Source organism: Glycomyces endophyticus, assembly GCF_039531525.1.
GTDB classification, from domain to species: Bacteria; Actinomycetota; Actinomycetes; order Mycobacteriales; family Micromonosporaceae; genus Glycomyces; species Glycomyces endophyticus.
Map to the genome: position 1 here is coordinate 549,817 of NZ_BAAAQF010000005.1, position 19,768 is coordinate 569,584.

Annotated in this window: 22 protein-coding genes; 17 read left to right on the plus strand and 5 right to left on the minus strand. The window is 70.2% G+C overall.

Annotation, left to right across the window (positions count from 1 at the left end):
• Positions 1-9: 9 nt before the first annotated feature.
• The 7 genes from ABD419_RS09240 to ABD419_RS09270 all read left to right on the plus strand — a co-directional run bounded on the left by ABD419_RS09240 (position 10) and on the right by ABD419_RS09270 (position 5,959).
• Positions 10-873, plus strand: coding sequence for a carbohydrate ABC transporter permease (locus ABD419_RS09240; protein WP_344484842.1), 864 nt, complete (start codon positions 10-12; stop codon positions 871-873).
• Complete coding sequence (locus ABD419_RS09245; RefSeq protein WP_344484845.1) at positions 873-1,691, plus strand: carbohydrate ABC transporter permease; 819 nt, start codon at positions 873-875, stop codon at positions 1,689-1,691. Before ABD419_RS09240 ends, ABD419_RS09245 begins: the two co-directional genes overlap by 1 nt.
• Positions 1,692-1,693: 2 nt before the next feature.
• Positions 1,694-3,577: a glycoside hydrolase family 127 protein gene (locus ABD419_RS09250; protein WP_344484847.1), complete on the plus strand. Its 1,884-nt coding sequence runs from the start codon at positions 1,694-1,696 to the stop codon at positions 3,575-3,577.
• A 157-nt stretch (positions 3,578-3,734) separates the two neighbouring features.
• Entirely contained in the window at positions 3,735-4,526 is a 792-nt protein-coding gene (locus ABD419_RS09255) for an inositol monophosphatase family protein (RefSeq protein ID WP_344484848.1), read from the plus strand.
• Positions 4,526-4,894, plus strand: a complete 369-nt coding sequence (locus ABD419_RS09260) for a BUD32 family EKC/KEOPS complex subunit (protein ID WP_344484850.1) — start codon at positions 4,526-4,528, stop codon at positions 4,892-4,894. Before ABD419_RS09255 ends, ABD419_RS09260 begins: the two co-directional genes overlap by 1 nt.
• A gap of 81 nt (positions 4,895-4,975) precedes the next feature.
• Positions 4,976-5,173 carry a hypothetical protein gene (locus ABD419_RS09265; RefSeq protein ID WP_344484853.1) on the plus strand — a complete coding sequence of 66 codons (198 nt, stop codon included), beginning with the start codon at positions 4,976-4,978 and terminating at the stop codon, positions 5,171-5,173.
• Positions 5,174-5,248: 75 nt separating this feature from the next.
• A complete protein-coding gene (locus tag ABD419_RS09270) occupies positions 5,249-5,959 on the plus strand; it encodes a hypothetical protein (RefSeq protein ID WP_344484856.1) in 711 nt (236 codons plus the stop codon).
• A gap of 118 nt (positions 5,960-6,077) precedes the next feature.
• On the opposite strand, the gene ABD419_RS09275 is transcribed toward ABD419_RS09270, so the two are convergent.
• Positions 6,078-6,332, minus strand: a complete 255-nt coding sequence (locus ABD419_RS09275) for a DUF397 domain-containing protein (RefSeq protein WP_344484859.1) — start codon at positions 6,330-6,332, stop codon at positions 6,078-6,080.
• A complete protein-coding gene (locus tag ABD419_RS09280; protein ID WP_344484862.1) occupies positions 6,304-7,137 on the minus strand; it encodes a Scr1 family TA system antitoxin-like transcriptional regulator in 834 nt (277 codons plus the stop codon). Before ABD419_RS09280 ends, ABD419_RS09275 begins: the two co-directional genes overlap by 29 nt.
• Before the next feature lie 330 nt (positions 7,138-7,467).
• Between ABD419_RS09280 and ABD419_RS09285 the strand changes: the two genes are divergently transcribed.
• From ABD419_RS09285 to ABD419_RS09305, 5 genes are all read left to right on the plus strand, one after another.
• On the plus strand, positions 7,468-7,794 hold the full coding sequence (locus ABD419_RS09285; protein ID WP_344484865.1) for a hypothetical protein: 327 nt from the start codon (positions 7,468-7,470) through the stop codon (positions 7,792-7,794).
• Complete coding sequence (locus tag ABD419_RS09290; RefSeq protein ID WP_344484868.1) at positions 7,787-8,110, plus strand: hypothetical protein; 324 nt, start codon at positions 7,787-7,789, stop codon at positions 8,108-8,110. Before ABD419_RS09285 ends, ABD419_RS09290 begins: the two co-directional genes overlap by 8 nt.
• Before the next feature lie 345 nt (positions 8,111-8,455).
• On the plus strand, positions 8,456-11,320 hold the full coding sequence (locus ABD419_RS09295) for an NACHT domain-containing protein (protein WP_344484871.1): 2,865 nt from the start codon (positions 8,456-8,458) through the stop codon (positions 11,318-11,320).
• A 200-nt stretch (positions 11,321-11,520) separates the two neighbouring features.
• A complete protein-coding gene (locus ABD419_RS09300) occupies positions 11,521-12,513 on the plus strand; it encodes a trypsin-like serine peptidase (RefSeq protein WP_344484874.1) in 993 nt (330 codons plus the stop codon).
• Between the two features lie 91 nt (positions 12,514-12,604).
• Positions 12,605-13,003, plus strand: a complete 399-nt coding sequence (locus ABD419_RS09305; protein ID WP_344484877.1) for a carboxypeptidase-like regulatory domain-containing protein — start codon at positions 12,605-12,607, stop codon at positions 13,001-13,003.
• 3 nt (positions 13,004-13,006) lie between these two features.
• On the opposite strand, the gene ABD419_RS09310 is transcribed toward ABD419_RS09305, so the two are convergent.
• On the minus strand, positions 13,007-13,741 hold the full coding sequence (locus ABD419_RS09310) for a TetR/AcrR family transcriptional regulator (protein WP_344484880.1): 735 nt from the start codon (positions 13,739-13,741) through the stop codon (positions 13,007-13,009).
• Positions 13,742-13,845: 104 nt separating this feature from the next.
• On the opposite strand from ABD419_RS09310, the gene ABD419_RS09315 reads away from it, so the two are divergent.
• Both ABD419_RS09315 and ABD419_RS09320 read left to right on the plus strand, forming a co-directional pair.
• Positions 13,846-14,970, plus strand: coding sequence for an oxidoreductase (locus tag ABD419_RS09315; RefSeq protein ID WP_344484883.1), 1,125 nt, complete (start codon positions 13,846-13,848; stop codon positions 14,968-14,970).
• A gap of 155 nt (positions 14,971-15,125) precedes the next feature.
• The gene (locus ABD419_RS09320) at positions 15,126-15,599 is read left to right on the plus strand and encodes a DUF6973 domain-containing protein (RefSeq protein ID WP_344484886.1); all 474 of its coding nucleotides are present in this window, start codon (positions 15,126-15,128) and stop codon (positions 15,597-15,599) included.
• Between the two features lie 122 nt (positions 15,600-15,721).
• Here the strand turns inward: ABD419_RS09320 and ABD419_RS09325 are convergent, their stop codons facing one another.
• On the minus strand, positions 15,722-16,144 hold the full coding sequence (locus tag ABD419_RS09325) for a RidA family protein (protein WP_425555983.1): 423 nt from the start codon (positions 16,142-16,144) through the stop codon (positions 15,722-15,724).
• 75 nt (positions 16,145-16,219) lie between these two features.
• Here ABD419_RS09325 and ABD419_RS09330 point away from each other — a divergent pair, with 75 nt between their 5' ends.
• The 3 genes from ABD419_RS09330 (at position 16,220) to ABD419_RS09340 (ending at position 19,117) form a co-directional block, all read left to right on the plus strand.
• The gene (locus ABD419_RS09330; RefSeq protein ID WP_344484892.1) at positions 16,220-17,185 is read left to right on the plus strand and encodes a helix-turn-helix transcriptional regulator; all 966 of its coding nucleotides are present in this window, start codon (positions 16,220-16,222) and stop codon (positions 17,183-17,185) included.
• 204 nt (positions 17,186-17,389) lie between these two features.
• The gene (locus tag ABD419_RS09335) at positions 17,390-18,151 is read left to right on the plus strand and encodes an SDR family NAD(P)-dependent oxidoreductase (RefSeq protein WP_344484895.1); all 762 of its coding nucleotides are present in this window, start codon (positions 17,390-17,392) and stop codon (positions 18,149-18,151) included.
• A gap of 45 nt (positions 18,152-18,196) precedes the next feature.
• Positions 18,197-19,117: an alpha/beta fold hydrolase gene (locus ABD419_RS09340; RefSeq protein ID WP_344484898.1), complete on the plus strand. Its 921-nt coding sequence runs from the start codon at positions 18,197-18,199 to the stop codon at positions 19,115-19,117.
• Here the strand turns inward: ABD419_RS09340 and ABD419_RS09345 are convergent.
• Positions 19,114-19,692, minus strand: a complete 579-nt coding sequence (locus ABD419_RS09345) for a TetR/AcrR family transcriptional regulator (RefSeq protein WP_344484901.1) — start codon at positions 19,690-19,692, stop codon at positions 19,114-19,116. The genes ABD419_RS09340 and ABD419_RS09345 overlap by 4 nt on opposite strands.
• Positions 19,693-19,768 lie beyond the last annotated feature (76 nt).

The following is a 19,768-nucleotide window of genomic DNA, read 5'->3' on the forward strand; positions in this document are numbered from 1 at the left end:
GACAACTCAATGCGACATTCGCGCAAGCTGGCCGGCGCCCTCTACGCCGCCCCCGTGGCGGTGTTCGTGCTGGTCTTCTTCGTCGCGCCGCTGCTGCTGGTCGGACGCATGTCCGCGTCCGACTGGCCGCTGCTGGCCGGCGACCGGGGGATCAACCTCCCGCAGAACTACGAGGGCATCGCCGACAACCCGCTGTTCTGGCCCGCGGTCGGGTTCACGCTCAAGTACACCGGGATCGTCGTCGTGATCCTCATCGGACTCTCGCTGCTCCTGGCGCTCATCGTCGCCGACCGCCGCCGGGGCACCGGGTTCTTCCGCACCGCGTACTTCCTGCCGACCACCCTCGGGCTCGCGTCGGCCTCGCTGCTGTTCTTCGGCTTCTACAGCCCCGCGATCGGCCCGCTCGACCCGCTCCTGGAGCGCCTCGGCATGGAGCCGGTGTCGTGGCTCGGCACCCCCACCGCCGCGCTGTGGTCCACTGTGGTCCTCATCGTGTGGAAGTTCGCCGGGTTCTTCATGATCATCCTGCTGGTGGGCCTCCAGTCGATCCCGCCGGACGTCTACGAGGCCGCCCGGCTCGACGGCGCCAACCGCCGCCAGGCGTTCTGGCACGTCACGATCCCGCTCCTGCGGCCCGCGCTCGGCCTCGTCCTCATCCTCTCGGTCACCGGCTCGCTCCTGGCCTTCGACCAGTTCTTCATCCTCACCAAGGGCGGGCCCGACAACTCGACCGTCACCGTCGTCCAGCTCGTGTACCGGGAGGCGTTCCAGCGCTTCGACCTCGGGGCCGCCGCCGCGATCTCGGTGGTCGTCCTCGCCGCGCTCCTGGTCCTCAACGCGGTCCAGTTCCGGGCCCTCAGAAGGGACGCGTGATGAGCACCAAGCTCTGGAGCACCTCCTACTACGTCCTCGCCGGGGCCCTCGCCGTCCTCTTCCTGTTCCCGCTCATATGGACCGGGTACGCCTCGGTCGCCCCGCACGGCGCCACCAACCAGCAGGACGGCTACGGCTTCGGCAACTACGCGAGCCTGCTGGAGTACGACGCCGGGCTCCTGCGGTACCTGTGGAACTCCACGTACACCTCGCTGCTCACCGTCGCGTTCACGCTCGTCCTCTCGATCGCCGGCGGCTACGCCTTCGCCCGGTTCTCGTTCCGCGGCAAGGACACCCTGTTCCTGCTCACCCTCGCGATCCTCATGGTCCCGTACTCGACCCTGCTGATCCCGCTCTACTCGATGCTCGGCGACCTGGGCCTGCGCGACTCCCTCACCGGGCTCGCGCTCGTCCTCACGCTCTACCAGCTGCCGTTCGCGGTCTTCATGATGCGCATCAGCTTCGAGGCCGTGCCGAAGGAGATCGAGGAGTCCGCGATGTGCGACGGCGCCGGCACCTTCGGCGTCCTCACCCGCATCATGCTGTTCAGCGTGTGGCCCGGCCTCATCACGGTCGGACTCTTCTCGTTCCTGGCCGCCTGGAACGACTTCATCGCCCCGCTCATTCTCGTCAGCTCGGCCGACAAGGCCGTGCTGCCGGTGGCCGTCGCCAACCTCCGCCAGCAGTCGATGGGCGCCGTCGACTTCGGGGCGACGCAGGCGGGCGTGGTCGTCATGGCGCTGCCGTGCCTGGTGCTGTTCGCACTGCTCCAGCGCCACTATGTCCGAGGATTCATGTCCGGAGCGATCAAAGGATGAACATGAGAACACCCGTAATGCCCACCGCCGGAGCCCTGCGACCACTGGGGACGGCGGAGGTCCGCCTCACCGGCGGCCACTGGAGCGAGCGGCAGGCGGTCAACGCCGCGGCGACCATCCGGCACTGCCTGCACTGGCTGGAGTCGCTGCAGTGGATCGGGAACTTCGACCGCGTCGCGGCGGGGGAGGACGCGGGGCGGCCCTTCGAACGGGCCGGGCGCGAGTTCTCCGACTCGGAGGTCTACAAGCTCGCCGAGGCCATGGCCTGGGAGATCGGCCGCACCGGCGACCCCGGGCTGGAGGAGGAGTTCGCCAGGCTGACGCGGCGGATCGCCGCGGCCCAGCACGAGGACGGCTACCTGAACACCGCCTTCGGGAACCCCGGCCAGGCGCCGCGCTACTCCGACCTCGAATGGGGCCACGAGCTGTACTGCGCCGGACACCTCATCCAGGCCGCCGTCGCCCGGCTGCGCAACCACGGCGAGGACGAGTTCGTGCGCGTCGCCCGCCGCGTCGCCGACCACGTGTGCGACGTGTTCGGGCCCGGCGGCATCGAGCGCATCTGCGGCCACGCCGAGATCGAGGTGGCCCTCGCCGAGCTCGCCCGCGCCACCGGCGAGGCCCGCTACCTGGAGCAGGCCCGGCTCTTCATCGATCGCCACGGCGCCAAGACCCTCGCCGAGAACGGCCTCTACTACCAGGACGACACCCCCGTGCGCGACGCCGAGGTGCTGCGCGGCCACGCGGTTCGCGCGCTCTACCTCGCCGCCGGCGCCGTCGACGTGGCCGTCGAGACCGGCGACCGCGAGCTCCTGGACGCCGTTCGCGCCCAATGGGACCGCACCCTCGCGCGCCGCACCCACCTGACCGGCGGCATGGGCTCCCAGTTCACCGACGAGGCCTTCGGCCGCGACTTCGCGCTCAACCCCGAGCGCGCGTACTCGGAGTCCTGCGCCGGGATCGCCGCCGTCATGACCGCCTGGCGGCTCACCCTCGCCACCGGCGAGGCCCGCTACGGCGACGCCATCGAGCGCATCGCCTGGAACGTCCTCTCCGGCGCGGCCGCCCCCGACGGCCGGTCGTTCTTCTACGCCAACCCGCTCCACCAGCGCACCGCCGACGCCGAGCCGCCCGCCGACGGCCCCCTCCCGCACGTGCGCGCGGGCGGGAGGCGCGCCCACTGGTTCGACGTGTCCTGCTGCCCGACCAACCTCTCCCGCACCTTCGCCCAGTTCGCCGCGTACGTCGCCACCACCGACGACCGCGGCGTCCAGATCCACCAGTTCACGCCGTGCACCATCGACACCGAGGTCGGCGGCGCCCGGCTCGCGCTCACCGTCGAGACGGCCTACCCCGAGGACGGCCGCGTCACCGTCCGCGTCGACGCCAACGAGGGCGGCAGCCGCGAGATCACCCTCCGCGTGCCCGCGTGGGCTGAGGGCGCGACGCTGACCCACCCCGACGGCGCCGTGCACGAGGTCGAGCCCGGCGCGGTCTCGGTGGGCCGCATCGCGGCGTTCGCCCCGGGGGAGGAGTTCCACCTGGACCTCCCGGTCGCGCCCCGCTGGACCCGGCCCGACCCGCGCGTCGACGCCGTGCGCGGCTGCGCCGCCGTCGAGCGCGGCCCGGTCGTCCTCTGCGCCGAGTCGCTCGACCTCCCCGGCGGCGACCTCGACGAGCTCACCGTCGACACCGCCGTCGCGCCGGTCGAGCGCGACGGCCGCGTCTACGTCGCCGCCCAGGTCCACGACCGCCCCGACGGCTGGCCGTACGGCCCCGCGCCCGCCGGCGGCGACGGCAAGGCCGCGGAGCTGCCGCTCCTGCCGTACCGCCTCCGGGCCACCCGCGAGCCCGCCGCGATGCGCGTCTGGCTGCCCGTCGCCTGACCGTTTGGGGCCGGTGCGCACCGCTTTGCGGGCGCACCGGCCTGCGCTTTTTCTGGATTGTCGGAAATATCGCACTGGGAGTCCAAGTGCCGCTTGGTCTTGCACGTCTAGGATGTGGCACGTCGGGTGGGTTGGGACGAATGAAGGAACCGAAGGTATGAGCGAGATGCTGGACTTCCTGGGCACTGCCGAGCAGGCGGTCGCGACCGCCGCCGAGGTCATCCGCACCGGACTCGGACGCGAGCGCTCGATCAGCGGCAAGGGCGACCGCGACTACGCGACCGACCTCGACTACGCGGTCGAGGACGCCGTCCGCGAGTTCCTGGCCGCCGAGACGCCCGACGTCCCGCTCCTCGGCGAGGAGCGCGGCCGCACCGGCAACACCGAGTCCCACTACGAGTGGGTGCTCGACCCGATCGACGGCACCGTCAACTTCGCCCACGGCTCGCCCCTGTACGCCGTCTCGCTCGCCCTGACCCGCAACGGGATGCCTGTGGTCGGCGTCGTCGAGGCGCCCGTCGCGGAGGAGCGCTTTACCGCGGCCCTCGGCCACGGCGCCGCCCTGAACAAGCACCCGCTCACCGTCCGCGGCCCCTCGGCCCTCGCCGACGCGGTGGTCGCCTTCGGCGACTTCGGCGTCACCCCCGAGTCCGAGCGCCGCAACGCGCAGCGCCTGGAACTGTTCCGTCGCCTCGTACCCCGCATCCAGCGCGTCCGGATGCTCGGCACCGCGGCCCTCGACATGTGCTGGACAGCCGCCGGACGCGTCGACGCCGCGTACCACTCCTTCATCAACCCGTGGGACGTCGCCGCCGGAGTGGTCATCGCCCGCGAGGCCGGCGCCCTGGTCACCGACCTCGACGGCGTCGACTACGACACCAGCGCCACCTCGATCATCGCCTGCAACCCGGACCTCCACCGCGCCCTCCTGGCCGAGATCGCCTCCTGATGGAGCTCCTCGCGGCGGGCCGGGCCTCGCAGGTCTACGCGATCGACGACGCCAGGGTCCTGCGCCGCTGCGAGTGGAACACCGAGGCCGAGGCCCGGCTCATGGCCTACCTGCGCGAGCACGCGTACCCGCTGCCCGAGGTCCACGAGGCCACCGGCGGCGACATGGTCATGCAGCGCCTCGCGGGCCCGACCCTCGCCGCCTCGATGGCGGTCGGGGAGACCACATTGGCTCAGGCCGCCCGGATCCAGGACGACCTCCTGACGGCGCTGGCCGCGATCCCGGCGCCCGACTGGCTCCCGACCGAGACGCGCGGCATCGACCTCGGCGCCCCGAACGCGATCCTCCACCTCGACCTGCACCCCTAGAACGTCCTCCTCACCCCCGAGGGCCCGTTCGCGATCGACTGGACCAACGCCGCCGCGGGCGATCCCGCCGTCGACCGCGCGGTGAGCTGGACGATCATCGCCGAACTCGACGCCGCGGCCTTCCCCGTCGACCTCGCGCCGCTCCGCGACCTCCTCGCCCGGGACCTTCCGGTCGCAGCCGTCGCGACCGCCCTCCGCTACCGCGAGGCCGATCCGAACACCACCCCGCAGGAGCACGCGCGGGCCCGATCCAGGGCCGCCGGTCTCGTCAATTCGTGACCAGAGGTTCGCTTTCCGTCATGGCCCGCAAGTAGACTGTGCCGACCGGAGGTTCCGGTGGGAGGGCGGTGTCCGGTGCCGAAACGACGCGTGTCCCGCAAGCGCGCCAGCCCGATCCTGCGGGCCGTGGCCCGGGCCGAGCCCCGGATGATCCGCCGGATGCTGGAGGAGCGGGTCCTCGCGCTCCTCTTGGACGACGACACCGACGACAACAGCGAGGTCCTCCGGTTCATCGACGCCGTGATCGAACGCTACGGCCCGGATTCGGTCGGCCCCGAGATCCTCGCGTACGCGTACGGGTTCAGCGGCCGGTCCGAGGAGGCGTTCGGTCTGATCGAGGCCTTCCGGCAGGAGCACCCCTCCGACGGCTGCGGACTCATCGTCCACGCGGGCCTGCTCCGCCGCGAGGAGCGCTTCAAGGAGTGCGCGGCCGTGCTGCGCGAGGCCGTCGGGTACCACCCGGAGCAGACGACCTTCCATGTGATGCTCGCGTGGTGGGGAGCGGACGGGATCTCCGACAAGGCGATGCGGTTCCACTACGAGCGCGCCCTCGAACTCGACCCCGACGGCTACGGCCCCCACATCGCGGGCGTCTTCGTCTGGAAGCGCCTCGGCGACCTTGAGAAGGCCGACCAACACCGCGAGTTCCTGCGCTTGAACCATTCCGAAGCGTACGAACGCCTCATCGCAGAGGAGGCCTCCGAAGCCGAGGAGGCGGAGCAGGCCGCGAACGCCGAGCGATCCGAGACCGACAGCGGCGAATCCGGGCCTGCCCGCGACCAGTGATCCGCTGTGTCGCAGCCGCCACGACAAGAGCCGCGCCGCCGGTTCACCCGACGACGCGGCTCTAGTGTTGTTCAGGTTTACCTAGGTGGGGGGATGTCGCTTATCCTCCAACGGGACCTCAGCCCGCGGCCTTCGCCAGCGCCGTGAAGTCGGAAGCAGACAGGTCGAACACGGGAGAGTCACTGTCGAGCTTCGAATCCCGCAGGTGGAAGCCGGCATCGTCTGCACAGAAGGCGACCTCGACGCAGTCTGTGTTGTTGCCAGAGCCGCTTCGAGTGCTCTTGCGCCAGGCCTTGCGAACCTCGACGCAGCTGGTGTTGTCGCCCGAACCACTACGGGTGCTCTTACGCCAGACGGTAACGCCAGTCGTCATCGTTGTAGACCTCGATCCGGATCGCCTTTTTCCAAAGCTTCTTGCGGAGGTCATCGTAACGCTCGATGCGGGTGGGGTCGTCGATGAGCCAGCTTGAGTCAGCGATCTCGGTGTAGGCGATCGGAGGTCCCGCGACAGCACTTTCCCCTGGAAGGTAGATACTGAATCCGCTTTGATGGGCAGGGACTGGCCCGCGAAGGACCCGCACGAACACCCCAGGCTTCTTCGCCCAGCGCCGCAGATGGCGGAGCTGGTCCTGATACAGAGGCTCGGAGATCATTCGGAGTTGGAGGAGCGCGGTCTCGCCGATCATGAATTGCATGGCGGGCCGATCAGATCGGTCTTCGACTGCATGCTGCCGTTCTTCCTTGAACTCCCAACCTCGGTCGACCCACTCGTCGGTGCCGGGCTCAGCGAGCCTCGCGACGGTGTAGTGGTACTGCTGAAGTTGTAGAAGTCCCGGTACCAGGAGCGCGTCGAACTTGAAGAAGATGCCGTAGTACCGCTCAGCCAGAGCGATGAACAGTGCGTTGTAACGCATCTCAGCCTCAAGGGCTTCCCCCTCGGCGCGGCCCAGCGCCGCCTTCACCATGTACTGGGCCTTCTCCTCGCTGTGGCCGCAGGCTCTCGCCAGTGCCTCGATGTTCTTGGCGGGCGGGCTGGCGCGGCCCGCCTCGTACGCGCGGTAGGTGTCGGTGGCCAGGTGGCATTGGCGCGCGACCTGACCCTGCGTCTTGCCCATTGCCTCTCGGCCGGTTCTGAGCATCATGCGGATGAACCAGATTCCCGATTCCGTCTTCGCCATCGCAGCTCCCAAGGTTGGTGGTCCCTCGATCCGAACCGTCACTATCGCACAGTCCACAGCCGTTGCGCCTCTGTGAGAAACGCTGCGGGGAGTCCTGACCGTGAGGATTCACCGGTCTTTTATGCACGGCCGATTCCTCACGGTCCCGTTGCGCCGCAACGATCTTCATCTTGTGACCTGCGGAAACACCGTCTAGATTGATGGGTGTCACGAGAGTTGGACCCGCCTCGTGATGTGCGGAGTGGTTCGGCGGATCGCTCCATGGTCGCTCGGTCGTGTTCGACACGCCGGGGAAGTGTCGGGAATTTGACAGTCCGAAATGGAGTTACGGTGCGAACAGAATCTCTTGCAAGCGAAGGGCCGGATCCGGCCGTCTCACTCGATCGGGGGACGTTTCGGGACGACTACCGGTCCTATACGGTCCGCGCGTCGAGTGCCGACGCGCCCGATTCGTTCCAGGTGATCACCGGACCTCGGGGCGACGACGTGGTCCTCGTGATCTCCGGGCTCAACTCCGGGGACCTCAAGGCGACGTGGGGCCGGTTCTGGAACGGCCTTAAACCTCAGGCGAAGGTCTGGGTGGAGGAACAGGCCTTCCGGGTCTTCTACCGGGACAGGATCAACACCGCGACCTCCACGAGGTTCTGTGATGGGTGAACCGTATGCGTCCCAGGACGATCCGTACAACCTCCGTTCGGACGGGAAGCCCGGCGTCGACGGCTACCTGGGCGACTTCAGGCGCGGCCCGGCGGTCTTCACGCTGTACTCGCTCGGGTCGCATCCGGCCAGGACGCCCAAGATCACGGAGTACCTCATCGACGCCGATGACGGCGCCGGCGCCCGTGAGTGCTGCCGTTTCACCGACGACCCCGAGGACGTCGCCGAATGGTCGAAAGCGTGGGCGGGCGACGAATGGTGCCCCTGGATCCTCGAACAATGCAGGGCCCTGATCGCCGAACCCGACTCCACCTGACCCCCTAGACGCTCCGCGCACCGGTGATCAACCTCGGACCGGCCGCGGAGCCCTCAGAGGGGCAGCGGCGACGGGCCGTCGCCTCCCGCGACATGCGGCCCGACACCGCCGCTGCCCCTCACCACGGGGCCGGGCGATCTTTGGTGGAAGACCGCCCGGCCCCTCCCTGTCTCCATGGAACCGGCGTGCACACGGTTCCCTGCCTTCGCCCGCCCTCGGTCGGCCCTGAAATCACCGACCCGCGCTGTCGCCCGATTCCGATATCCTCGTCGTATTCCTGTGGCGGTGCGCAGCCCCCGGTCCAACCCCCCTCGCGCCGCCTCCACGAGCCCGAGGAGTAGTCGAATGTCCCTCGCTGGCAAGGCGACCACCTCGATCCTCGGCCTGTCAGGCCTCCCGCTCGCCTGGTTCCTCATCGACCGGGGCCTGGCCGCGCCCTGGCTGGCGATCCTCCTGCTCGTCCTGTACGAGGCGGTGATCGGCCTGGGCGCCATGCTGCTCTCCGTCGCTCAGCAGACCGTCCGCCGCCGACTCGAACAGATCGCCAACGTCGCCGACCTCGCGTTCGGCCGCAAGGTCTCCCGCTACGCCCGCCACTACCGCCGGTACGTGCTCGAACGGAACGGCCACATCAACACCCGCGACCTCGCCCACACGCCCAGCCACGTTCCGGAACTCGACGCGGTGTACGTGGACGTCGGTCTGGCCCTGGGGTCGCCGTCGAAACGGTCAGGCGGCCTGCTGCCCGCGAACTTGGACGACAGCGGCGAGCGCCATGCGATCCACGAGCTTCTCGACAGGGAGCAGCCCGCCGTCTTCGCGGTCATCGGCGCTCCCGGCAGCGGCAAGTCCACACTGCTGCGCCACACCGCCCGCAGGTCGGTGCTCCGAGGCAAGCGGCAGCGCCGCCGGATTCCGGTCCTGATCGCCCTTCGCGACCATGCCGAGTCCCTGTCCGGCGACCCTTCGCAGACCCTTGCGGATCTCATCCGCGGCGACATCGGCGCGCTGGAGGTGAAGGAACCGAAGGACTGGTGGGAGGTTCGCCTCCGCGAAGGGGACTGCCTCGTCCTCTTCGACGGCCTCGACGAGGTGGCCCGGAAGGAGGACCGGACCGCGGTGTCCGAATGGATCGAGCATCAGATCGCCAAGCATCCGCGCAACGACTTCGTCGTGACCTCCCGGCCGCACGGCTATCGGACGGCGGTGATCCCGCGAGCGGTCGTACTCCAGGTGCGGCCCTTCACCACCGAGCAGATCCGTACGTTCGTGAAGGGTTGGTGCCTCGCCACCGAACGCCTCGCCACCAACGCGCCGGTCGCGGAGGTCGACCGCCGGGCGCAGGAGGAGGCCCAAGACCTCCTCGATCAGCTCGCGGTCGCGCCCTCGTTGCAGGAACTCGCGGTCAATCCGCTCCTGCTGACGATGATGGTCCTGGTCCACCGCGAGCGCCGCGCCCTTCCGGCCGGTCGCGCCGACCTGTACGGCCAGGTCTGCGACGTCATGCTGTGGCGCCGTCAGGAGGCGAAGAAACTGGAGGTCAAACCTAACGGCGCCATCAGGCAGCGCATCCTTGCCACACTCGCCTACGAGATGATGCTCGAAGGGGTCCGCGACCACTCGAAACCCCAGATCCTCGCCATCTTCGACCGCCAGCTCAACGGCATCGACACCGACATCGACTCCGAGAGCCTCCTGGAGAGCATCGTCGATTCGAGCGGCCTCCTGATCGAGCGGGAGAAGGACCTCTACTCCTTCTCCCACCACACCTTCGGCGAGTTCCTCGCGGCGACCCACATACGCGCCAACAACCTCGCCGGCACCTTGAAAGCGCAGGTCGCCAACCCCTGGTGGCGTGAGACGACGGTCTTCTTCGCCGCGAACTCCGACGCCAGTCCCATCGTGGCGGCCTGCCTCGAGGACGACTCGTTCACCGCGCTCTCATTGGCCTTCGCCTGCGTCGCCGGGAACGGTCAGATCGATCAGGGACTTCGTCAGCGCATCGACCAACTGCACATCGACGCGTTTCTTCCGGAAGCGGACCCCGACCGCCGCCGACTGGTCGCCCGGGCCTTGGCGGCGCATCACCTCAGCAGAGTCGTGGTCCTCGACAACGGCACGTTCATCTGCCCCGATCCGATTCCGCTCGACCTCTACTGGCTGTTCTGCAAGGACACGGGCACTGTGGTTCCCGACGGGTTCCGGGAGATCGACGGCTCCGACGCAGGCGTCTCCGCTGAGGGGATGTGGCGCCAGGAGGCGAGGGCCTTCGTAGAGTGGGTCAATGCCGCGGCGATTGAGGCGAATACCGGAATGTACCGGATTCCGAGTAAAGACGAAGTGGAAGCGCTGATCCGCAGTGGTATCGGCGTACTCGGTTCCTCGACGGCACCGCCGGTGGTCTTCACTTCGGATCCGCAGACCGTCTCGGTACCTGAGCCCTGGTCGTCAGGAGTGGAACTGCCGGCGGGCCATGGTCGAATTCGACTTCGGTCACAACTCGCGATCGATGTCGAAATGAGCGGGCTTGTCGGCGGTCTTGTGAGCTTGCATCCAGAATACTCCGAGTGGAGCTGGCCCGACAGGGACGCGGACATGACATTCCCAGATGCCAGGGCGACCGAGTTTCTCAGTCGGGAATCGGTGCTGATAAGAACCTTCAGAATACTCGTCAGCGGAATGGAGTCGGGTGATGCGAATTCCGACTCGGTGCCGCGGGCTGGGATTGGATCGACTTTGATCGATCTACGCGAGGAATGCGCCATGGTCCTCACCGCTAATGGCACGAGGCACCCCGCGTTCTTGCAGTCGCGGTCACCATCAGGTGCTTGTGCTGAGAGGCTCTGTGTCAAGGCGAAGATCGACGACGGCTATCACAGCTCCGCGACGCTGGACCGACTCGCACTAAGCCTCACAAGCGCGTGCGACATGCTGGACGCTACACCGTCGATTCGAAGTGAGTGGATCAGAGCCGCATCGGAGCGACTGCTCCGGAGTGCTCGGCCAATACTCGCGCGGTTGGCGCCGCCGCACCCGGATGCTCTTCGCGCAATGAGGATCTCAGCGGCCGTGCTGGCCGCAGAAGCGGAAGGCCTCGGTCTCATCACCATCGCCCCGCTCTTCCGCGAGATCGCATACGGCACTGCGCAGATCCAAGCGCGCATCGAAGGTGGCCTGCCGTTGGAACGGCTCATCCTGGCGCGGGAATAGGGACTCGTCAAGTTCGTTCAGCGGGGGCTGTGATCTTGGGGCGGGGCTGCTAGCTTCGGAAATCGGGAGGGTTGCACTTCTTGTGGCGCAAGAAGTACAACCCCGTACAGATCCGATTCCACGAAAGGCATCTCATGCGTATCGGACCAGCCGTGCCATCCTATCGCTCCAATTCCAGTCCGCCTCGAATCGTCGGACGCATGTTCGCGGTCCTCGTGCTGTTCGCGGGGCTGTTCACCATCGGCGGGCTCGCGCCCGCGACGGCCCAGGCCGGGGAGGCCACCGAGCTGCTGCCGGTCTCCAGCGACGGCAGCGAGCTCGACACCAAGACCCTGGACCTGCTCGAAGAGCTGTCCGCCACCACCGAGTCCTCCGGGTCCGCCGTGGCCCCCGGGACGGCTCCCGTCGCCTCGCCGTACGACACCGGCGCGTTCTTCGAGACCGAGACCGGCCCCGTCGCCTCCGGCGGCGAGTTCGGGACCCAGACGGTCATCGGCAACGACGACCGCTCGCGGACGACCCCGACCACCTGGTGGCCGGCCTCGGCCACCGTCCAGATGACGATGCTCAACAACAGCGGGCAGCGGATCTTCTTCTGCACCGGCTTCATGATCGGCCCGGACACGATGGCCACCGCGGGCCACTGCGTCAACAACGCCGACTTCGGCGGCTGGATCACCGGCCGCGACTTCATCGCCTACCCCGGCAGGGACGGCACGTCCTCGCCCTACGGCGGCTGCCGCGCCGTCTCGTTCCACTCCAACACGTTCTGGACGGTGAACCGCAACCGCGAGTACGACTTCGGGGCCGTCAAGCTCGACTGCGAGGTCGGGAACTCGACCGGGACGTTCGGCTACCGCTGGCAGAGCGCCTCGTACGACGGCACCGGCGTGGTGACCCGCGGCTACCCGGGCGACAAGCCCAACGGTGAGCAGTGGGTCGCGTACGACCAGATCCGCTACAGCCACACCAGGGTCCTGTGGCACCTCGCCGACAACGTCCCCGGCAACAGCGGCGACCCGCTGTACGCCTACCGGGACGACTGCGGCGGGCCGTGCGCGCTCGCGGTCGACACGCACGGGTGCCCGAACCAGAGCTGCAACAATAACAATCCGCCGTACACCAGCCACAACAGCGGAACGAGGATCACGCAGGAAGTGTTCAACTTCTTCCAGGCGTGGGAGAACCTCTGACCGATGAGGCGGGTTCCGCTCGGGAGAGCGGAACCCGCCGCCCGCGGTTCGCGTCGAAGGACCAGGTACCCGCGAAGGGAGGCGGTGCTCCATGCGCACCGGATCGATCCTGCTGGCCGCCGCGATGCTGGCGGTGCTGAGCGCCTGCGGCGCCGGGACGGGCCCGGGGGAGGGGCCGAGCGCGGTGAGCGACGGCGACCCCGATCCGGCCACGGCCGGGGCGAGCGGCGCCATCGTCGTGACCGTCGTCGACGCCGACGGGGACCCGGTGGAGGGCGCGCAGGTCCTGCCGGAGTCGCTGGAGGACCCGGACCTGCTGTCGGGTCAGATGAGCCGGCCGACCGGCGCCGACGGCCGGTACGAGATGGAGGCGGCGCCCGGCCGCTACCGCGTCGCCGTCTCGTTCGGTGCCTCGCCTGCGAGCGACCCGCAGGAGGTCGACGTCGCGGCTGACGCGACGGTCGAGATCATGTTCGAGCTCGACGCCTGATCGTCAGCCGGCCGCGCGGTCGATGCGGGCCGCGATGCCGTCGAGGACCAGTTCGAGGCCCGCGTCGAAGTGGACGCGCGGCTCCTCGGCGCAGCCCGACTCGTAGATGTACCGCTCGTACACCGGGTACCGCTCGGTCGCGAGCATCCACTGCAGCTGCGGGCCGAGCGCCTCGCGGACCTCCTCGCGGCTCTTCGCCATGCTGACCTGCTGCAGCTCGGCCAGCGCGACCTCGTCGCCGACGGTGCCGTGCACGAATCCGGCGACGGTCCGCACCGCGGTCATCATGGCCTCGAGGTCGAGTCCGAGGCCGTCGAGGGAGGCCAGCGCGCGGTCGACGGACGCGAGGTGGTTCGGGGTCGGCATCATCGTGACGTGGGGCGGGAGCTCGGACAGCCACCGGTGGCGGTGCATCATGTCGCGGATCTGGACGGCATACTCCCGCAGGACCTTCCGCCACGGCCCCTCGGGGATCGCGAGTTCGGCGTACACCTCGTTGACCATGATGGCGAACAGGTCGTCCTTGCCGTCGACGAAGCGGTAGGCGGCCATCGGGGCGGCGTCGAGCTCGGCGGCGAGGGTGCGCATGGTCACGGCGCAGAGGCCCTTCTCGTCGGCGATCTCGACCGCCTTGGCCGCGATGAGCGGGCCGCTGAGGCGCTGCCGGGGCGTGCGGGTGGGCCGTTCGAGCCGTTCCCAGAGCGTGACCGGTCCGCTCTCGGTCGCCTTCTCAGCCATGGGCTCCGCCTCCTCCGCGTCAGCTCACACGGTAGCAGTTGTGTACGACGTACCTTGAGTGTACGTTGTATCCGAGCGATACAACGTACACAAGGAGATTATCCGTGAACGACAGCCGCACCGCCACCGCCGAACGGGCCGCGAACCTGCTCGCCCGCCCCTACGCGATCAACGGCCTCGACCTCGCCAACCGCGTGGTCATGGCGCCGATGACCAGGGAGTTCTCGCCCGGCGGGGTGCCGGGCGAGAACGTGGCGGCGTACTACGCCCGCCGGGCCGCCGGGGGCGTCGGGCTCATCGTCACCGAGGGGACCTACGTCGGCCACGAGTCGACCTGGGCGAGCCGCCGCGTCCCGCGCTTCCACGGCGACGAGCAGCTGGAGGGCTGGCGGCGGGTCGCCGACGCGGTCCACGAGGCGGGCGGCCGGATCGTCCCGCAGCTGTGGCACGTGGGCGCCATGCGCGACCCCGGCTCCGGGCCGGTGCCCGAGGCCGACGTGCTCAGCCCCTCGGGCCTCGCCCTCGACGGCGCGCCGAAGGGCCGCGCGATGACCCAGGACGACATCGACGCGGTGGTCGCGGCCTTCGCCGAGAGCGCCGCCGCCGCGGAGCGCATCGGCTTCGACGGCGTCGAACTCCACGGCGCGCACGGCTACCTCATCGACGAGTTCCTGTGGGCGGCGACGAACCGCCGCACCGACGCCTACGGCGGCGACCTGGCCGCGCGGACCCGGTTCGCCGTCGAGGTCGTCGCGGCCGTCCGCGCCGCCGTCTCGCCCCGCTTCCCCGTGAACTTCCGCTTCTCCCAGTGGAAGGCCAACTCCTACGACGCCCGGCTCGCCGGGACGCCCGGCGAACTCGAACAGGTCCTCGCGCCGCTCGCCGACGCCGGAGTGGACGCCTTCCACGCGTCCACCCGCCGCTACTGGCTCCCCGAGTTCGAGGGCAGCGACCTCAACCTGGCCGGCTGGACCAAGAAGCTCACCGGCAAGCCCGTCATCTCCGTCGGCTCGGTGGGCCTCGACCGGGAGTTCATGGGCCCGAAGGGCATGGCCTACAAGCCCGGCACCACCGGCATCGAGCGGCTCCTCGACCGCATGGAGCGCGACGAGTTCGACATGATCGCCGTGGGCCGCAGCCTCATCGCCGACCCCGACTGGCCCAGCCGCATCGCCGAGGGCGAGACGACCAAGCCCTTCCGGATCGAACTCCTCAGCGCCCTCGACTGACCCCTGCCGCCCCGGTGTCGGATTCCCGACGCCGGGAGCGGTGATCCCGGGATTCCCCCGGCACGGCCGCGGCCCACCGCGAAGGATCGGCCCAGGAGACCGTTACCGGGGGAGTCGCAATGGGTTCGCACGCAGTCAGAGTCATCACGTCCGCAGTGGTCGGTGCCGTCACGGCGGCCATCTGGGCCGCCGCCCCGGTCCAGGCCGGACCTGCGGCCCCGGCCCACGAGGAGGGCTATCCCAGCAACGGCGACATCATCGGATGCCTGATCATCGGTCCGTTCGACTGCGGCATCGCCCAGGCCAACGCGAGGGACGCCGAGGAGGTCGCGAACGAGCTGGTCGCGAACGGCGTCTTTCCCGGCGACTCGCTGCACAACGGGAAGGCCGACGCGTTCCGCCACTGCTACTGGAACGCGCTCATGGTGCACTACATCGACGCCCAGCAGGCGAAGATCGTCGCCGACCGGCACGAGGCCGACCCCGGCCTTCCGCAGGACGAGGTCGGCATGGACCTCCACAACAACGCCGCCGGTCGCGACATCGGCGTTCGCGAGCCGATCGACATCAACGCGCAGGACGAGTGCAAGTGGTCGGCCCTGGACGGCCGGCTCGCCACTCTGAGGTGACGGCGTCCCCGGCCGCGAGTGCCGGGCCCGCCGGTCTTCCGCGGTCGACCGCGCGGGTCCAGCGCTCAAAGCGGCTCCGTGCACTTCGGGCGGGTCCCGCTGCGAGCGGGACCCGCCCGCGGTCATGCGACCGCGGTGGCCTCCAGTTCGACCAGCTGGCCCGGGATCGCCAGGCGCGTGACGCCGAGCATCGTGGTGGCCGGGGCGACCCCGGCGGCGGCGAGAGCGCCGGCGAGGACGCCGTAGTGGGGGAAGAGCCGGTCGACGTCGGTGGTGTAGACGTTCAAGCGGACCAGGTTCGCGAGGGACATGCCGGCCTCGGCGAGGACGGCCTCCAGATTGGCGAGGCTGAGGGCCAGCTGGGCCGCCATGTCGCCCTCGTGCTCGGGCCGGCCCTCCTTGCTCATGGCGGTCTGGCCGGAGCAGTAGAGGGTCCGGGTGTGCCCCGAGACCAGCTCGCCCTGGTTGAAGCCCAGCTCGGCCGACCAGGTCACCGGGTTGATGGCGGTACGTTCGACAGTCACGGCGGTATCCGTTCGTTGCATCGGGAATCTTCCTGCACCCGAGTCTCGCGCTGAATCACGACATCCACTGTCGTGATTTCCTGATAGATTTCGCCGATGCGCGCGGACCGGCTCGTCTCACTGGTGCTCCTGCTGCGCCAGCGCGGCCGGTTGACCGCGGACGCGCTGGCGAGCGAGCTGGAGGTGTCCACGCGGACCGTGCTGCGCGACATCGAGGCCCTGTCCTCCGCGGGCGTCCCGGTTTACGCCGAACGCGGACGCAACGGCGGCTTCGCGCTCCTGCCCGGATTCCGCACCGAGCTGACCGGCCTCAACCACGAGGAGGCCCTCGCCCTGCTCACCGCCGGGTCGCAGCGTTCCGAGCAGGTGTTCGGGCTCGGGACGGCGCTGGCGTCGGCGATGCGGAAGGTCGTCGACGCCCTGCCCGCGAGCCACCAGGCCACGGTGACCGATGCGGCGCAGCGGTTCCTGGTCGAACCCGAGACCGACCTGCTGTCGCGCAGGCGGAACGCCGAGGACGTCCCCGCCGCGGCCGAGGTGCGGCGCGCCGTGCTCGCCGGGCGGCGGCTCCGCATCCACTACGCCGCGACCGGCCAGGACCCGCAGTGGCGCATCGTGGACCCGATCGGCCTGGTCACCGTCAGGGACCGCGGTTACCTGCTGGCGACGCGGTCGGGCGCGGACCGCACCTACCGGCTCTCGCGCATCCTCGCCGCCGAGGAGCTGCCCGAACCGGCCGAGCGGCCCGGCCGGGTCGACCTCGACCGGATCTGGCGCGAGCGGTCGGCGCGGTTCCTCGCGGACGGCCACCTCACCGTCCTCGCGCGGGTCCACCCGGACCGGCGCGAGGCCCTGCTGGACACCGCGCTCGCCGTGCGCGCCGAGGAACCAGACGCTGACGGCTGGCTGCGCCTCGAACTCGCCTTCCAGGACGCCCGGCACGCCGAGTGGGCGCTGTGGCAGCTCGAAGCGGACGCCGAGGCCCTCGCGCCCCCGTCGCTGCGCGCCGCCCTGCACGGCCGGGCCGCCGCGCTCGCCGCCCGCTACCGCACCGGGAACTGACCGCACTTCCCGCCTGAGCCGAGCGGCACCGTTCATTGGCGGGGCACTCGAAGGGCGCCGGCACTTCCCGCCCGGACCGGGCGGCGCCGTTCCGCGGTCGGAGCGCGCCGCCACTTCCCGCCCGGACCGAGCGGTCGCCGCGGGGCGGGACCGCGCTCGTCCCGCGAGGACCGCGGTCCGGCGTCCGGCCCCTACACTCGGCGCATGAACGCCGAGCCTCCCCGACCGACCGCGCTCGTCACCGGCGCCGCCTCCGGCATCGGCGCGGCGCTCGCGCGGCGGCTCGCGGCCGAGGGCCACCGGCTCGTCCTCGTCGACCGCGACGGCGAGCGGCTGCGCGAGACCGGCGCGGCCCTGCCCGCGGACACCGAGCTCGTCACCGCCGACCTCACCGACGACGCCGACCTCGCCCGGATCGAGGAGCGGTGCCGCGCGGGCCTCGACCTCCTCGTCAACAACGCGGGCTTCGGGCATCCGACGCGGTTCCTCGCGACGCCGATCGAGGCCGAGATCGCGATGTCGCGGCTGCACATGGAGACCGTGCTCCGCCTGACACACGCGGCCCTGCCGCCGATGCTCGCGCGGGGGAGCGGCGGCGTCCTGAACACCGCCTCGCTGCTCGGGTTCTTCCCCAGCTCGACCTATTCGGCGACGAAGGCGTGGGTCATCAACTTCAGCCAGGCCACGGCCAGGACCGCGCGCCCGCACGGCGTCACGGTCACCGCGCTGTGCCCCGGGTTCACCCGCACCGGGTTCCACGGCAGCGCCGGGATGGACATGTCGAAGATCCCCGGCTTCCTGTGGCTCGACCCGGACGCCGTCGCCGCGGCGGCCCTGCGCGACTGGCGCCGCGGCCGGGCCCTGAGCGTGCCCGACTGGCGGTACAAGCTGGTCGCGTCGGTCGGCCGCGCCCTCCCGCCGGGCCTGACCGGGCGCCTCCTCTCCGGCCGGGACATGCGCTCGTGACGACCGGATCGCGGGACGCGTGGGGCGGTCGTGTACACCTGAGGCATGGTTCTTCCCGCTGACACCGTCGCACCGGTCATGGTCGAAGTCCGTCCCGGGCACCGCCTCGCGGTGCGCCGCCGCGGCGAGGGCGGCGTGCCGCTGCTGCTCGTCCACGGGTTCCCGTGCACCAGCCGCATCTGGTCGCACAACCTCCACGCGCTCGCGGCCGCAGGGTTCGACGTCGTCGCGCCGGACCTGCGCGGCTACGGCGACTCGGACTTCGCGCCCGACGGCTTCTACGACTTCAATGCCTTCAACTCCGACCTGACCGGCCTGTTCGACGCGCTCGGGTGGGAGCGGGCCGTCGTCGTCGGCCACGACCTCGGGGCGATGATCGCCGTCGACATGGCGAACCGGCACCCTGATCGCGTCGACCGCCTGGTGATCCTCGACGACTCCATGCCCGACCTGGAGGACGCGTTCGCCGCGGCGGGCATCCCGCCGGGCACGCCCAAGCCCGCCGTCTACGACTACCAGCGCCGCCAGGGCCTCCACGCCGACGAGCTGGTCGCCGAACTCGCGACGCCCGAGCAGCGCCGCCGGTACATCGGCGAGTTCTACGGGCACCGCATGTGGTGCCCGCCCGGCGCGTTCGGCGAGGACGACCTCGACTACCTGACCGAGCCGTACGCGGACGCCGAGCGGCTGCGCGCCTCGTTCGCCGACTACGAGGTCGTCATGGGCGTCCGGCCGCTGTCCGCGCCGGAGATGATCGACCGGCCGGTGCCGCACCGGACCCTCGTCCTCGTCGGCGCCGACCAGGTGACGCTCACCGAGCACGTCGAGGCCAAGTGCGCCATCGCCTTCCCCGAGGCCGTGGGGCCGTTCTGGGTCAAGGGCGCCGGGCACTTCATGCCGTGGGAGGCCCCCGAGACCGTCAACCGCGCGGTCCGCTCGTTCTGCGGCGACCTCCTGGGCCGCTAGCGCAGGACGGCGGCGATGATCGCGTCGAGCCGGGCCGCGACGCGGTCGAGCGGGCCGGTGTCGCGCTGGGCGCGGCACATCGCCACCGTGCCCTCCACCGAGGCGACGATGAGCGTCGCGATCTGCGCGGCCTGCACCTCGTCGGCACCATGGGCCGCAAGGGCATCGGCGAGCAGGCGCTCCCAGTCGGCGAACACCTCGGCCGCCGCGAGGACCGCCTCCGGGACGTCGCCGGGCGGGGGCTCCTCGACGGCGACCGCCAGGACCGGGCAGCCGGCCCGGAACCCGGTGCCGGTCACGATGTCACGCCACAGCGCCAGGAACGCGGCCACGCCCTCGCGCGGGCCGACCCGCAGCTCCCTGCGGAGGCTGCGCGCGACGCTCTCGCCCGCGAACCGGACGGCCTCGGTCGCCAACTGGCCCTTGCCGCCGGGGAAGTAGTGATAGGTCGAGCCGAGGGGCGCGTGTGCGTGCTTCGACAGCTCGCGGATGCTCGTGGCGTTGAGACCGCGGCGGCTGATCATCTCCGCCGCACCGGCCACGATCCGCTCGCGGGGCGCGTCTACCTGCTGCAACGAGACCTCCTATGACGACTGTAATAGCCTACCGCCGGAGCACGCCGCCTCTCGCGGCCCCGGCGCCGGCGGTCGG

Excerpts from the sequence above, each read along its gene's own strand:
- ABD419_RS09240 (WP_344484842.1), top strand. The coding sequence starts at position 10 with ATGCGACATTCGCGCAAGCTGGCCGGCGCCCTCTACGCCGCCCCCGTG.
- ABD419_RS09245 (WP_344484845.1), top strand. The coding sequence starts at position 873 with ATGAGCACCAAGCTCTGGAGCACCTCCTACTACGTCCTCGCCGGGGCC.
- ABD419_RS09250 (WP_344484847.1), top strand. The coding sequence starts at position 1,694 with ATGAGAACACCCGTAATGCCCACCGCCGGAGCCCTGCGACCACTGGGG.
- ABD419_RS09255 (WP_344484848.1), top strand. The coding sequence starts at position 3,735 with ATGAGCGAGATGCTGGACTTCCTGGGCACTGCCGAGCAGGCGGTCGCG.
- ABD419_RS09260 (WP_344484850.1), top strand. The coding sequence starts at position 4,526 with ATGGAGCTCCTCGCGGCGGGCCGGGCCTCGCAGGTCTACGCGATCGAC.
- ABD419_RS09275 (WP_344484859.1), bottom strand. The coding sequence starts at position 6,332 with ATGACGACTGGCGTTACCGTCTGGCGTAAGAGCACCCGTAGTGGTTCG.
- ABD419_RS09280 (WP_344484862.1), bottom strand. The coding sequence starts at position 7,137 with ATGGCGAAGACGGAATCGGGAATCTGGTTCATCCGCATGATGCTCAGA.
- ABD419_RS09290 (WP_344484868.1), top strand. The coding sequence starts at position 7,787 with ATGGGTGAACCGTATGCGTCCCAGGACGATCCGTACAACCTCCGTTCG.
- ABD419_RS09295 (WP_344484871.1), top strand. The coding sequence starts at position 8,456 with ATGTCCCTCGCTGGCAAGGCGACCACCTCGATCCTCGGCCTGTCAGGC.
- ABD419_RS09300 (WP_344484874.1), top strand. The coding sequence starts at position 11,521 with ATGTTCGCGGTCCTCGTGCTGTTCGCGGGGCTGTTCACCATCGGCGGG.
- ABD419_RS09305 (WP_344484877.1), top strand. The coding sequence starts at position 12,605 with ATGCGCACCGGATCGATCCTGCTGGCCGCCGCGATGCTGGCGGTGCTG.
- ABD419_RS09310 (WP_344484880.1), bottom strand. The coding sequence starts at position 13,741 with ATGGCTGAGAAGGCGACCGAGAGCGGACCGGTCACGCTCTGGGAACGG.
- ABD419_RS09325 (WP_425555983.1), bottom strand. The coding sequence starts at position 16,144 with ATGCAACGAACGGATACCGCCGTGACTGTCGAACGTACCGCCATCAAC.
- ABD419_RS09330 (WP_344484892.1), top strand. The coding sequence starts at position 16,220 with ATGCGCGCGGACCGGCTCGTCTCACTGGTGCTCCTGCTGCGCCAGCGC.
- ABD419_RS09335 (WP_344484895.1), top strand. The coding sequence starts at position 17,390 with ATGAACGCCGAGCCTCCCCGACCGACCGCGCTCGTCACCGGCGCCGCC.
- ABD419_RS09340 (WP_344484898.1), top strand. The coding sequence starts at position 18,197 with ATGGTTCTTCCCGCTGACACCGTCGCACCGGTCATGGTCGAAGTCCGT.